12 protein-coding genes and 1 pseudogene are annotated in these 13714 nt (G+C 60.9%); 10 read left to right on the top strand and 3 right to left on the bottom strand.

The annotated features are described in order from the left end of the window. Positions 1 to 18: 18 nt before the first annotated feature. Complete coding sequence (locus ACEXKH_RS07415; RefSeq protein WP_373573652.1) at positions 19 to 657, top strand: YigZ family protein; 639 nt, start codon at positions 19 to 21, stop codon at positions 655 to 657. A 67-nt stretch (positions 658 to 724) separates the two neighbouring features. Here ACEXKH_RS07415 and ACEXKH_RS07410 read toward each other — a convergent pair whose 3' ends face one another. Next, entirely contained in the window at positions 725 to 1171 is a 447-nt protein-coding gene (locus ACEXKH_RS07410; protein ID WP_349073708.1) for a C-GCAxxG-C-C family protein, read from the bottom strand. 229 nt (positions 1172 to 1400) lie between these two features. Between ACEXKH_RS07410 and ACEXKH_RS07405 the strand changes: the two genes are divergently transcribed. The 4 genes and pseudogenes from ACEXKH_RS07405 to ACEXKH_RS07390 form a co-directional block, all read left to right on the top strand. Beyond that, positions 1401 to 2684, top strand: coding sequence for an O-acetylhomoserine aminocarboxypropyltransferase/cysteine synthase family protein (locus tag ACEXKH_RS07405; RefSeq protein WP_117794724.1), 1284 nt, complete (start codon positions 1401 to 1403; stop codon positions 2682 to 2684). Between the two features lie 143 nt (positions 2685 to 2827). Continuing rightward, a complete protein-coding gene (locus ACEXKH_RS07400) occupies positions 2828 to 4132 on the top strand; it encodes an MFS transporter (protein ID WP_373573651.1) in 1305 nt (434 codons plus the stop codon). Positions 4133 to 4291: 159 nt separating this feature from the next. After that, the gene (locus ACEXKH_RS07395; RefSeq protein ID WP_373573650.1) at positions 4292 to 4870 is read left to right on the top strand and encodes a xanthine phosphoribosyltransferase; all 579 of its coding nucleotides are present in this window, start codon (positions 4292 to 4294) and stop codon (positions 4868 to 4870) included. Positions 4871 to 5025: 155 nt separating this feature from the next. Continuing rightward, positions 5026 to 5334 (top strand): annotated as a pseudogene (locus ACEXKH_RS07390) (peptide chain release factor family protein); the annotation flags it as partial. Between the two features lie 86 nt (positions 5335 to 5420). Here ACEXKH_RS07390 and ACEXKH_RS07385 read toward each other — a convergent pair. Together ACEXKH_RS07385 and ACEXKH_RS07380 are read right to left on the bottom strand one after the other, a co-directional pair. Next, on the bottom strand, positions 5421 to 6383 hold the full coding sequence (locus tag ACEXKH_RS07385; RefSeq protein ID WP_349089880.1) for a diacylglycerol/lipid kinase family protein: 963 nt from the start codon (positions 6381 to 6383) through the stop codon (positions 5421 to 5423). An 87-nt stretch (positions 6384 to 6470) separates the two neighbouring features. Then, on the bottom strand, positions 6471 to 7892 hold the full coding sequence (locus ACEXKH_RS07380) for a chloride channel protein (RefSeq protein WP_373573649.1): 1422 nt from the start codon (positions 7890 to 7892) through the stop codon (positions 6471 to 6473). Positions 7893 to 8103: 211 nt separating this feature from the next. Here ACEXKH_RS07380 and ACEXKH_RS07375 point away from each other — a divergent pair, with 211 nt between their 5' ends. The 5 genes from ACEXKH_RS07375 (at position 8104) to ACEXKH_RS07355 (ending at position 13517) form a co-directional block, all read left to right on the top strand. After that, the gene (locus tag ACEXKH_RS07375) at positions 8104 to 9366 is read left to right on the top strand and encodes a molybdopterin molybdotransferase MoeA (protein ID WP_373573648.1); all 1263 of its coding nucleotides are present in this window, start codon (positions 8104 to 8106) and stop codon (positions 9364 to 9366) included. A 10-nt stretch (positions 9367 to 9376) separates the two neighbouring features. Next, positions 9377 to 9856 carry a MogA/MoaB family molybdenum cofactor biosynthesis protein gene (locus ACEXKH_RS07370; RefSeq protein WP_118080408.1) on the top strand — a complete coding sequence of 160 codons (480 nt, stop codon included), beginning with the start codon at positions 9377 to 9379 and terminating at the stop codon, positions 9854 to 9856. 203 nt (positions 9857 to 10059) lie between these two features. Beyond that, positions 10060 to 10932, top strand: a complete 873-nt coding sequence (modA, locus tag ACEXKH_RS07365; RefSeq protein WP_373573647.1) for a molybdate ABC transporter substrate-binding protein — start codon at positions 10060 to 10062, stop codon at positions 10930 to 10932. Between the two features lie 245 nt (positions 10933 to 11177). Beyond that, positions 11178 to 12443: a molybdate ABC transporter permease subunit gene (gene modB / locus ACEXKH_RS07360; RefSeq protein WP_373573646.1), complete on the top strand. Its 1266-nt coding sequence runs from the start codon at positions 11178 to 11180 to the stop codon at positions 12441 to 12443. 3 nt (positions 12444 to 12446) lie between these two features. Further along, complete coding sequence (locus ACEXKH_RS07355; RefSeq protein ID WP_373573645.1) at positions 12447 to 13517, top strand: sulfate/molybdate ABC transporter ATP-binding protein; 1071 nt, start codon at positions 12447 to 12449, stop codon at positions 13515 to 13517. The last annotated feature ends 197 nt before the right edge of the window (positions 13518 to 13714 follow it).

The raw sequence follows: 13714 nt of genomic DNA, 5'->3' as shown, positions 1-13714 counted from the left end.
TTATTTTGTTGAGGGGCTTTGTTGGACAGCTATTTTACTCTGCAATCGAATATTGAGGCTTCGGGCGAGTTTGTGGACCGCAAGAGCCGGTTTATTGCCCAGCTGGTCCATATTGAGTCCGAGGATGAGGCGAATGCCTTTATCGAGATGGTTTGCAAGCGTCATTACGACGCTCGACACAATGTTCCCGCGTGGATTTTGGTCGATGGGCGCGAGCGCCAGAGCGATGATGGTGAGCCGAGCCGCACGAGTGGTATGCCGACGCTCGAGGTGCTGCGCGGTGCGGGGCTCAAAAATGTTTGCTGCGTGGTGACGCGCTATTTTGGTGGCACGCTGTTGGGTCCTGGTGGCTTGGTGCGCGCCTATACCGCGGCGACGCAGGCGGCGGTGGCCTCGGCTCAGGAGTCCGGGCAGATCGTCGAGATGACGAGTGTCGTGCCGGTTGACGTGCATGTGGCCTATCCGCAGTATGAGCAGGTGCTTCGCTTGGCCCAGGATTCGGGTGCCAAGGTTTCGGATACCGATTACGCGGATACCGTGACACTTCACTTGGTGTTTAAGGCAGGGGAGCAGGAGTCGTTTTGCGCCAAGATGCGCGAGCTTATGGCGGGGCGCGAGGAGATTGAGGTCGGCGCTTCCGCATTTGCCGAGTTCTAACGGCGACGGCTGGCGTACTATTGGATGGATCCCAAGCGAGCCGGCCGTCGTTTTATGTTGCTGCCGTTTACTCTGCGAGCCGCTTTAGCACATCACAGGCGATTTCGACGGCATCGTCGATGCAGCCGGGGCAGCTGCGGAGCGGACCCTTGTCCGATCCGATGCCCTTGAGCGTGCCACAGACGGTTGTCGTGTTCTTCTCGCCAAAACGCTTGGCGATTTCGCGCGACAGCTTGTAGGTCTGGCCCTTAGTCTTGGGGTTTTCCATGCCGTCGCTCATTACAAACCCCATGATGGCCACGGCGCCCGAGATGGCGCCGCAGGTTTCGGTCATGCCGCCCATGCCGGCGCCAAAGCCCTCGGTGAGGGTAAAGGCGACCTGGGGGTCGAGTCCGACGGCAGGCGCGAGCGTGCAGGCGACGGCCTGCGCGCAGTTAAAGCCACGGGCGTGGTATTCGGCAGCTTGAGCCTGACAGGCGGTGATGTCGAGCTGGGCCGTATCGATTTGCTTCATCGTTGTCTCCTTGGTCACGGTGTACCCGCCTATGGTACCCGTGACGGGGCATGTAATCATCGAGAGCTTCATGTATGCCTCATTTTTATCTATCGAGCAAATGCCTAAGGCTTGAGATAAATACTCTGATCAATTTGTCCAATAACCCACCTTGGTGATGGGTTGAGAGGGGTGCGGGGTAGCGGTATCGTGAACCGAATAAAACGTAACCCAGGCAAGGGAGCAAGATATGAGCGAGCAGACCATCGGTACCACATGTGTTCAGGGCGGCTATCGCCCGGGAGATGCAGAGCCGCGCCAGGTGCCCATCTACCAGTCCACCACGTGGAAGTACGACACGTCCGAGCACATGGGCAAGCTGTTTGACCTGGAGGAGTCGGGCTATTTCTACAGCCGTCTGCAGAACCCCACGTGCGATTTGGTTGCCGCCAAGATCTGCGAGATGGAGGGCGGCACTGCCGCGATGCTCACGAGCTCGGGCATGGCTGCGAACTTCCTCGCGATCTTTAACGTTGCCGGTGCCGGCGATCACGTGGTCGCAAGCTCTGCCATCTACGGCGGTACGTACAACTTGCTCGCCCACACCATGGGCCGTATGGGGCTGACCTGCACCTTCGTTGCCCCCGACTGCACCGATGAGGAGCTCGAGGCGGCCTTTGAGCCCAACACCAAGCTCGTCTTTGGCGAGACGATCGCAAACCCCGCCCTTGCCGTACTCGATATCGAGCGCTTTGCCAAGGCCGCGCACGACCACGGCGTACCGCTGATGGTCGACAACACCTTCCCGACGCCCGTGATGTGCCGTCCCTTTGAGTGGGGCGCCGATATCGTTACGCACTCCACCACTAAGTACATGGATGGCCATGCGGCCTACCTGGGTGGCGTGATCGTCGATCACGGCCAGTTTGACTGGATGGCCCATGCGGACAAGTTCCCGGGTCTCACCACGCCTGACGAGAGCTACCACGGCGTGACCTATGCCGAGAAGTTCGGTCGCGAGGGCGCCTTTATTACCAAGGCCACTGCGCAGCTTATGCGCGACCTCGGCCCCATGCAGAACCCGCAGGCGGCATTCTTCCTGAACAGCTCGCTCGAGAGCCTGCACGTGCGCATGCCGCGCCATTGTGAGAATGGTCTGGCGGTCGCCAAGTTCCTGCAGAGCCATCCCAAGGTACGCTTCGTGAGCTATCCGGGCCTGGAGGGCGACAAGTACTATGACCTGGCTCAGAAGTACATGCCCAACGGTACCTGCGGCGTCGTGAGCTTTGGCTTTAACGGTGGTCGCGCGGCGGCCGAGACCTTTATGAAGAGCCTCAAGCTCGCCCAGATCGCTACACACGTGGCCGACGCCCGCACTTGCTGCCTGCATCCTGCTAACGCCACGCATCGCCAGATGAACGATGAGGAGCTCATCGCCTGTGGCATCTCCGCCGACATGGTACGCCTGTCGTGCGGCCTCGAGGACACGGCCGATCTGATTGCCGACCTTGAGCAGGCGCTCGAGCAGTGCTAGGCTAGCGTTCGCACAAGGAGCCGATGCTGGCAGAAAGCTTCGGCGACCTTTCGTTCCGATTCCGTAGGCGGGACCTCAATCGCGACTGTTTGCAGGCGATTGGGGCCCCGTTTTTTTGCGTTGGGCCACTCGAAAGGATGGATATGGAGAAAACTGCAGAGCAGCTGCGCCGCGAGCACATTGCTCTAGAGGGCGACACCCATGGCAAGAACAAATGGGCGATTCTGTTTACCGTGCTCATCATGACGTTTATGGTGTGTCTGGATTCGACCGTCGTGACCGTGGCGCTGCCCGTGATGCAAAAGGAGCTGGGCGTGGGCCTCGACCGCATTCAGCTGGTGAGTTCGGTGTATCTGCTTGCGACGTGCGTGGCTATGTTGCCGTTTGGCCGTCTGGGCGACGTGCGCGGCAAGGTCGGCGTGTTCCAGCTGGGCGTCATCGTCTTTACGGTCGGTTCGCTGTTGTGCGGCCTTTCGGCCTCGCTCGAAGTTCTTATTCTGGCACGCATTGTGCAGGGTATTGGTTGCGCGGCGGCCATGGCCAACAACATGGGAATCATCACCGAGTCGTTTCCGGCGCGCGAGCGCGGTCGTGCCATGGGTATCCTCGCGACCTTCGTGGCCCTCGGCATGATGTGTGGCCCCGTGCTGGGCGGCATGCTGGTGGCAAGCTTTCCCTGGGAGAGCATCTTCCTCATCAACCTACCCATTGGCGTCATCTCGTTTATCGTGGGGCTCTACACGCTGCCGCATGTTAAGCCGGAGGCTGGCGAGCGCCCCATGTCGTTGGCGGAGGCCGCGCGTCGCTGCTTTGCAAATTCGGCCTTCACCATCAACCTTGCCTGCATGCTCATCGTGTTCGTTGGTATTGGCGCATCCGAGTTTATTCTTCCGTTCTATTTTCAGGACGCCCACGGCTTTGGTTCTGACATTTCCGGACTGCTCTTTTTGGCGCTGCCGATGGTGAATGCTTTTATCGGCCCGCTTTCGGGAACGGTTTCGGACCGTGTTGGCTGCGAGGGTCCTACGGCGGTTGGTCTGGGCGTGTACGTGTGCGGCCTCTTCGCGGTGAGCACGCTCGACGAGCGCTCTTCTATCCCTGTGATCGTGTGCTGCGTCGCATTTATGTCGTGCGGTACGTCGATTTTCCAGAGCCCCAACAACTCGCTGTATATGGGTTCAGCCCCGCGCGAGGCACTTGGTTTTGCAGGCAGCTTGGGCAGTTTGGCGCGCTACGCCGGCATGGCACTCGGCATTACGGTGGCGTCGAATATCCTGTATGGGCAGATGAGTGTGGCGATGGGCGAGGCCGTGACCAGTTTTGTTGCAGGCCGTCCGGATGTGTTCCTGTTTGGCTTTCGCTCGGTGTTCTACGTGCTCATGGCTGTGGCCGCTGTGGGCTTTGCGCTCGCCATGGTGCGTTTGGTGAGGATGCGCGCCCGCCATTAGCTTGTGGTGGCAGGCTTGCCAAGAATCGGGCTTATCTACTGGTCTTGCAGCTTTATGGTGCGATGCGGCTTGTGGGGCGGGCGGGGGTCGGTCCGTGGTAGACTATCGAACAACGTTTATTAATCGCGCGGTATCGTTGCCGCGAGAAGGGGTTGCGCCATGCAGGAGCTTGAGGATCGTATTCGCCATGACGGCATCGTAAAGGCCGGTAACGTCCTTAAGGTTGATGCCTTCCTCAACCACCAGTGCGACGTTGAGCTGTTCGACCACATGGGTGCCGAGTGGGCCCGTCTGTTCGAGGGTGTCGAGATCAACAAGATCCTGACGATCGAGGCTTCGGGCATTGGTATGGCCTGCATCGCAGCTCAGCATTTTGGCGGCGTGCCGGTGGTCTTTGCCAAGAAGGCCCAGTCCATCAACCTCGACGGCGAGCAGTATGCCACGACCATCTACTCCTTTACCAAGCAGAAGGAGTACCCGGTTATCGTTGGCAAGCGCTTCCTGTCCGAGGGCGATAAGGTCCTGATTATCGACGACTTCCTGGCCAACGGTTGTGCGCTCGAGGGTCTTATCAAGATCTGCGAGGCTGCGGGTGCCGAGGTGTCCGGTATTGGCATTGCGGTGGAGAAGGGCTTCCAGGGCGGTGGCGATAAGCTCCGCGAGCGCGGCTTCCGCGTTGAGAGCCTGGCCCGTATCGCCGAAATGGACTGCGAGAACGGTGAGATCGCCTTCGCCTAGGCGCGCAACACAAGCGATTGGTATGCGATGTGACAAAGGGACTGTCCCTTTGTCACATTTTTTGTATGAGGGGAAGTGTTGATATGGATGAGAACAAGATGGGATGGCGCGAGTATGCGCGCTTTGCCGAGATGTCGGCCGAAGAGTTGGCGCGCGATTGCGAGGTGCAGGTGTTTCGCGCGACGGGTCCGGGCGGACAAGGCGTCAACACGACGGACTCCGCGGTGCGCATGAAGCATATCCCTTCGGGAATTACCGTGACGGCGCGCGAGAGCCGCAGCCAGTTTCAGAACCGTAGCTGCTGTCTGCGTAAGCTGCGGGCAGAGCTTGAGCGTCGTAGCCGTCCGCCGCGTCGACGCGTAAAGACCAAGGTGCCCCAGCGCTCTCGCCAGCGCAGGCTCAATGATAAGCACTTCAACGCCATTAAAAAGGCCAACCGTCGCAAACCGGGCAGAGACGAATGATCTCCTCATAAGTTGCGGTGAAATAGGGACTGTTTTACGGCTTTAGCTGCATAAACAGTCCCCATTTCACCGCAACTTAGGTGGGGTTAGCGGGTGGGGCGCCAGACGTGGAGGGCTCCGCCGAGGACGTCGACCTCGATGCGCGAGGCGACGATGGGCTCGCCGTCGGCCTGGATGGGGTAGTCGGGCTCCTCGAACGTGAGCTCGGCATGACGGCAACGACGCATGCGAACCGGCGGCAGCTTGGTATGATGGCCGTCCTTGGCCGAAAGAAACATAGGCAGGGCGACCGCACGGGGGACGGGGCCGCAGGCGTAGCAGACGTCGAGCATGCCGTCGCAGGGGTCGGCTTCGGGGCAGATGCGATAGCCCGAGCCGTACGTGGGCCCCAGCTGGATGGCCATAATAATCGCCCGCACGCGCTCTGCGGGCGCACCGTCAAAGCTGACCGTCATGGGATAGTTGCGGTAGCGCAGGCCAAACTGCTCAAGTCCCGATAGGGTGTAGAGCGGAGCGCCGGCGAGGCCCGTCTTTTTGCGCAGCTCGGTGGTGCCAAGGCCGATGGCGGCATCGATGCCGACCGAAAGCGTCTGGTCGTAGTACTCAGCGGCAGCCTCGCCGCTGCCGCTTGCAGGGCTCCACGAGCGAATACGCCCGATGTCCTGATGCTGCAGCTCGCAGGTGAGCAGCGCGCCAAAATCCTTGCCGGAGAAATCGTCGATGCCGAGTGTTTGGGCAAAATCATTGCCGGAGCCTACGGGCAGGACGGCAAGCGCCGGTCGAACCGCCTCTTCTTGCGCCATCAAGCCATTGACGACCTCGTGGATCACGCCGTCGCCGCCGAGCGCGATAACCGTGCGGTAGCCCTGGGCCTGTGCGGCAAGCTCCTTGGCATGCCCCGCGCGTTCGGTCAGCACCAAGTCAAACTGGGATGCGCGCGCGGTCATGTCCAAAAAGCGCTGCAGGCGCTCAGCGACCTCGCGCGCCGCACCCGACTGGGCGGCGGGGTTGGCGATGATGAGCGTGCGACCAAAATCAGTTACGTGCATGGGGCGACTCCCGGCGTATGACGTGACGGTGCGGTCGCGCTCAGGTCGAATTGCCCCCGATTGTGGCTGCACGGCGAATACTTACGTCTACTCTATCAGGCCGTTGTGGCGCTCGATAGCATCCGCTACCGTACCGCCCTCATCCACAATAAGCGAACGACGCTTGGGTGAGATAATGCGCTGGGCGGGGTACACGCCGCGGTGGCCGCCGACGAGATAGCTGATAAAGGCCACGATGACAAAGAACCCGGCGGCCGTGCCGTGGAACAGATCGATGGCCATCATGCAGGTGGTGATGGGCACGTTGAGGCCGGCGCAGAACACGCCGAGCATACCCAGCGCTGCCAGAAAGCTGGGGTCGATTCCGACGAGGCAACCGATCCAGCCGCCGAGCGCCGCACCGATACCAAACAGGGGCGTGACCTCGCCTCCTTGGAAGCCGGCGCCCAGGGTGAGCGCCGTCACCACGAGCTTGATGGCTGCGTCGGCAAGGGTCGTGTTACCGGCGAACCCGGCACCCGAGAGCCAGGTGGCAAGGCCGGCATACTTCCAGGCGTCGAGCATCGCGTAGGCCGCGAGCACTACGAGCGCGCCCACGAGTGCGCGAGCAATATAGTTGGTGATAAAACGACCGTACAGGCTCTTGACGGTTCGAACCGACCAGGCAAAGAGGCGTGCCGTCAGACCGAAGATGATGGCGCTGATAACAACGATGACGACCGTTGTGGGCGTCATAGCGGGAACGCTGGCGATGACATTCGCTTCGTACTCGGTACCCAGGGCAAGTGATGTAAAGTAGCCGGTAAACGAGGCGACCAGGCAGTAGATGCCCGCGGTGTAGTCGATCTTGCCGATAAAGCACATCTCCATGCCAAAGAAGGCTCCGGCGAGGGGTGAACCGAATACGGCGCCAAAGGCCGACGAGATGCCGGCGAGCATGAGGTCGTGGTGGTCATGCTTTTTGAGGTGGGCGAGGCTCGAGATGTTGCTGGCGATGGTGCCGCCAATCTGCACCGCGGCGCCTTCGCGGCCGGCCGATCCGCCTGTTAGGTGCGTGAGTGTGGAGCAGACGAAGGTGAGGACGGCCATGCGCATATGGATAAGGCGTGTGCCCAGGGCGGAGTCGATGACCAGGTTGTTACCTCGTTTGGCGGCAAGGCCGTGGTTTTTGTACACCCATGCGGTGGCAACGCCCACAACGGGAAGCAACGCGTAAATCCACACGTGGTGCTCGCGATAATCGGTCGCGATATTCAGCGAGGCCAAAAATGCCCAAGCGGCAACACCCATGGCGAGCGAGACGATGACGACGAGCGCGAGCAGTTTGGCGCTTGCAAACAGGTTGCGGGCGTTGCGGCGTGTGTCGGCGGCCAAGAGCTGCTCGGAGCGGGTGAGTTGACGCCTGCCGGCCATGATGACGTCGCTAAGGGAGAAAAAGCCGCCATCGTCGAGCGGCTGGGAATGATCCTGCGCTTCGTTTGCGCTTTCGGGTTTGTTGTTATGAGCCATATATTCCTCTTTTAGGTTGCAACGCAAGCATTATAAAACGTGGCAAGCGCGACGAGCCGGTGGGTTGCTTTCCATTCTGTTTCGCGGCTTGCGGCCGACAGGTGTATTTGCGGGTACAGGCCAAATCGCGGTCGCGCGTCGGGGGATTATACTGAGACAAGCATAAAGAATCGGCGTCCCTGTTGTGCGCCGTGGCATTAAAGAGGTGCATATGGCAGAGAAACTCATTCCGCTGGAGGACGCGCAGTCGATCGTTCTGTCGCACGTTGCTCCGACCGATCTCGTCGAGATTCCCGTGTGGCAGGCCGCCGGTCTTCCCTTGGCCGAGGACGCGGTGGCCGATATCGACATCTCGCCGTTTGCCAACAGCGCTATGGACGGATATGCCGTGCGCTCGGCGGACTTGGCGCAGGCGTCTGGTGAGACGCCGGTGACGCTCGACGTTATCGGACACGAGGCAGCGGGCCATGTCTTTGAGGGCGTGGTCGGCACGGGCGAGACCGTCCGCATCATGACGGGCGCGCCGGTGCCCGAGGGTGCTGACGCCGTAGTGAAATACGAGATCGTCGACGTGCTTGACGGCGATGGCAACGAGGGCTCGCACGTTCGCTTCTCGGCGCCGGCCAAGGTAGGGGAGAACGTTCGCTCTGCCGCCGAGGAGGCCCATGCCGGCGATGCTGTGATGCGCGCCGGCGAGGTCGTGGCTCCGGCGGGCGCGGGTCTGCTGGCAAGCGCCGGATACGCGAGCGTGAAGGTGCACGCTGCCCCGCGTGTGGGCATCATCTCGCTGGGCACGGAACTGGTCGCACCGAGTAACGTGCCGGCGCGCGGGCAGATTCGCGACTCCAACTCCTCGGCGTTGATGGCCGAGGCGCTCGATGCAGGAGCCGAGCCGGTGTTCTTTGGCATTGCGCCCGACGATGAGCAGGCGATTGCCGAACTGGTGCATCGCGCCGTGCAGGAGTGCGATTTTGTCATTACGAGCGGTGGCGCCTCGGCGGGCGATTACGACTACGTGACGGCGCTCGTCCGGCGCGAGGGCGAGGTGCTGTTTGACCGCATTTCGATGCGTCCGGGCAAGGCCATCACGTTTGGCTTGCTCGGGGGTAAGCCCTACCTGGGGCTTTCAGGCAATCCGGCCGCGGCGTATGTGGGCTTTGAGATGCTCGCGCGCCCGGCGATTCGCAAGATGCGTGGTTTTGCCGAGGGGGCGCGCCCCGTGCAGCGAGCGGTTCTTACCCACGGTGTGAAAAAGCGCCAGGACCGACGCTTCTTCGATCGCGCCACGGTTTTGCGCGACCCCGAGACCGATGAGCTGCTGGTGACCGAGGCCAAGACGCAGAATTCGGCGCTGCTCGGCACGATGCAGCGTGCCAACTGTCTGCTGCGTATTGACGAAGGGCCGTGTGAGCTCAAGGCAGGCGACGTCGTGGATGTCGTGCGTGTCGACCTGCCCGAGGGAACGGTGTTGTAGGAGGAATGCTATGGAGCTGAAGATTTCGATTGTGACGTGCTCGGATACGCGCGATCTTGCCCAGGACGAGGCTGGAGCTGCACTCGAGGAACTTATCGAGGCGCAGGGCTGGACGGTCGCCTCACATGTGGTCGTGCGCGATGACGTCAGCGAGATTGGTGATGCCATTGTGGAAGCCGCCGATGAGTGCCACGCCAATGTCGTGCTCACCTGCGGCGGCACGGGGCTTTCGATGCGCGATGTGACGCCCGAGGCGACGCGTGCCGTCTGCGACCGCGATGTGCCGGGTATTGCAGAGGCAATTCGTGCGTACTCGATGACCAAGACGCGCCGCGCTATGCTCTCGCGTGCTATTTGCATGCAACGAGGTCATACACTTGTCGTAAACTTTCCCGGTTCCACGAAGGCCGCCCGCGAAAGCTGGGAGGCCATAGCGGACCAGCTGGAGCACGCGGCTCAGATGACAGCGGGCGGCGGACATACCAACTAAGCTATTTACCTGCGGTGGGGCGACCTTATCGGTCGCTCCGCTTTTGTTTTCCGCCGAATCGACGCCGAGGTGTACGGTAACTCGAAACTATATTCTCTGGCGAGAATAATTTCTCACTAACATTATTCGCGCAAAAGTATAATCTGATTGCAGATTAAAGCCCGCGGTGGGGTACCCGGGCACAAGGTCCGAAAGGGTTGAATATGTTCGATATGGTTTCTCGTCGCGGATTCGTCTCGCTTTCTGCTGTCGCCGCTGCCGGCCTTGGTCTTGCTGGCTGCTCGGGCAGCAAGACGTCCGAGCCGGCCGGATCCGATGCCGGTTCTGCTAAGGCATCTTCCAAGAAGGCTGTCGAGCTGCAGGTCTTTGCCGCCAACTCGCTCGAGAAGGCTCTGCCCGAGGTTCAGGAGCTCTACACAGAGCAGACCGGCACCACGTTTGCAGACACGCAGTTTAAGGCCTCCGGCGACCTTGTCGAGCAGATGCGCGCCGGTGCCGCTGTCGACGTGCTCATCACAGCCTCCAAGGGCACCATGGACGACGCCGAAGCCGCCGAGCTCGTCGACGTCGATACGCGTGAGGACATGTTCGTCAACGACCTCGTGATCATTCGCGCCGAGGGCTCCGACACCAAGGTCGAGGCCATCGCCGACGTCGCGAATCTGGACGGCAAGATCGCCATTGGCGACGCCAAGACCGTCCCCGCCGGCAAGTACGCCAACCAGGCCCTGGCCTCCGTGGGCCTCTACACCGGCACCGAGGGTGACGACGGCGAGTATGCGCCCGAACTCGCCGACAAGGTGGCCCTGGCCGATAAGGTCGGCACCGCTGCCGCCTACGTCTCTACGGGCGACTGCGTGGCCGGTTTTGTCTACAGCTCCGATATCTTCCGCTACGACGGCATCGAGGAGGCCTTTGTGTGCCCCGAGGATTCGCACAAGCCCATCGTGTATCCGGGTGCCGTTGCCGAGAGCTCCGAGCACGCCGACGAGGCCAAGGCGTTCATCGACTTCTGCCTGACCAACAAGAAAGCCCAGAAGATTTGGGCCAAGTACGGCTTTGAGCTTTCCGCGTAGAGCGGCTTGGCGCGATAATTCCATCGTTTTATGTTTCACTCCGTCCTTGTATTCGCTTGGAGCTTTTCGTGCTTAATAGATTCCGCATGCTTGTCGCCTGTGCTTTGACCTTCGCGCTTTGCTGGGTGCCAGGATTTGCGTTTGCTGGGGACACTGAGGACGGGGCCCAGGTTGCTGCGACCGCTCATGGGCTTTCCTATGGGATCGAGGGTTTTGAGCGGTTGGCCAGGGGGACCGCTCGTGCCATGGAGGGCCAGCCTGAGGGCTACCGGTTTCCCGTTGACGAGGACGTGGACCTTGTAGTGGCACCTGCTGCCGATCGCGTTGTGGTGTGGATATCGCCCAAGGCGGTCGAGAAGTATGGATTTGATCCGCAGGATAACGAGTGCGTATCGGGTCTCAAGGCCCTCGTCAGTGAGCTCGACAGCGCAAACTGCATGGGAGGTGCGCAGCTAGGGGACGTGGATCTTCCTTGGTATGTCACGGCGGAAACAACGTTTGATGCCGGCGGGTATACCTATGGCTTTGACGAGCGCGGTGCGGATGGGGACCGCTATGTGGTGATTGCATCAGCCTCGGGTGATGCCAAGGGCGGCGCGCGTTGGCTTGATAGCGCTCAAATGGTAGAAGCATCGTCCGTCGTGTTGCGGGATGAGCAGGGGCCCTTGACCTCTCTGGCCTCCTTTTTGGGCGACATCGACTATCGCCCGCTTTGGGTGTCCATTAAAACGAGCGGCCTTGCCCTGCTGATCTCCTTTGCGCTGGGCCTGTTTGCCGCATGGAAGACCATGGGTACGACGAGTCGCATCAAGGGCCTGCTCGATTCGGTCTTTACGATTCCTATGGTGCTGCCGCCCACGGTCTGCGGCTTTCTGCTCCTTATGCTGTTTGGCCGCTCGACCGGGGTGGGCCAGTGGCTCATCGCGCACGGTATCTCGGTTGTCTTTACCTGGCCGGCGGCGGTGATCTCTGCCGTGGTGGTGTCGTTCCCGCTCGTCTACCGCACGGCGCTCGGAGCCTTCGAGAGCCTCGACACGCAGATGCTCGATGCGGCGCGAACCCTGGGATGGTCCGAGCGCCGCATCTTTACCAGGCTTATGATGCCGCTCGGCTGGCCCTCGATTGCCGCTGGCACGGTGCTCGCCTTTGCCCGTGCGATGGGCGAGTTTGGCTGCACCCTGTTTTTTGCGGGCAACTACGCCGGCATTACGCAGACCATTCCCATCGCCATCTATTTTGAGTGGATGGGCGGCAATACGTCGGTGGCCCTCTTTTGGGTCGTTGTCGTAATCGCGTTCAGTTTCCTGGTCATTCTGTTCATCAATATGTACACGGCGCATTCGCAAAAGTACCGCGAGCGGGGCCTTTCCCGTGCGGAGCGTAAGCAGGCCAAAGATCTCGCCGGACAGGGCGATTCGCTCGACCCGGCGGGCGGTGATGCCTTGCGTATCGATCGCGAGGCACTGGCCGAGCTCATGCGCGATGATGCCGCATTACAGGGAGGTCGATAGGCCATGTCGCTCGTTCTGGATATTAAGAAACGTTATCCCGGGTTTGTGCTCGACATGCAGCTTGAGGCCGGCGAGGAGCGCGTGGCCTTGCTCGGTGCCTCCGGATGTGGCAAGAGCTGCACACTGCGCTGCATTGCCGGCGTGGAGACGCCCGACGAGGGCAAGATCGTCGTCAACGGCGTGACCTTTTTTGACTCGGCGGCTGGCATCAACCTGTCACCCCAGGAGCGAAAATGCGCCCTGTTGTTCCAAAACTATCAGCTGTTTCCCAACATGACGGTGGCCGATAACGTATGCGCCGGTGTAAAGGATGCTGGCGACGCCGCCGCGCGCAAAAAGCTCGCCGAGCGCTATCTGGGCATTTTCGGTCTGGCCGATTTTGTCGATCGCTACCCCGCGCGACTCTCGGGCGGGCAGCAGCAACGCGTGGCGCTTGCCCGTATGGTGGCGGCGCACCCGGGCATTTTTATGTTCGACGAGCCCATGAGCGCACTCGATGCGTATCTCAAGAGCGCGCTTGAGCAAAACATGCTCGACCTGTTCGACGTCTGCAACCGTACCGTGCTCTATGTGAGCCACGACATCGACGAAGCGTGCCGCCTGTGTCAGCGCATCTGCGTGATGCACGACGGGCATGTTGAGGAGATTGGCTCCATCGAGGACGTGGTCCGTCGTCCGCAGACGCTGGCGGCACTGCGCCTGACGGGCTGCAAGAACACAAGCCGGGCGCGCAAGATCGGCGACGAAGAAGTTGAGGCCCTCGACTGGGGCATGACCTTTAACGTGGGTCGCGAGGTTCCCGATGATGTGGCGTACCTGGGCATTCGCGCAAGCTACTTCCATGTTGACAATCGCGCGGAGCGGGGCCGCAACAGCTATGATTTGCACGTGGCCCGTGTGAGCGATTCGCGCTTTGAGCGGCTGGTGCTGCTGGACGTGCCGCGCGTCGATGCGCCCACACGTCTGCAGTGGAAGGTCAACAAGGTGGGCGTGCCTGACGACGAGCTGCCGCAAGCAGGCGAGACGCTGCGCATGCACTTCGATGCGAGTAAGATCCATTTGGTTTGTCGATAGCGCCGGGTAATGCCGTCGGGGATATAAGCCTCGGCGGCTTTGTCTTGCCGTTCGCCGAATGATGGATGACAAACTCTTATCAACACAGATAATTATTTATTAAACGACGGCACACGACGCGGTTGATTTTCAATCTCAACGCAACAGCCTGAACGGACCCCGCGTTTCCGCAGCTATCGCAACGCGGAAATAGCTCC

Source organism: Collinsella aerofaciens ATCC 25986 (assembly GCF_964259375.1).
GTDB classification, from domain to species: domain Bacteria; phylum Actinomycetota; class Coriobacteriia; order Coriobacteriales; family Coriobacteriaceae; genus Collinsella; species Collinsella aerofaciens_BO.
The sequence above is the reverse complement of the archived record's forward strand: the minus strand, read 5'-3'. Positions and strand labels throughout refer to the sequence as shown.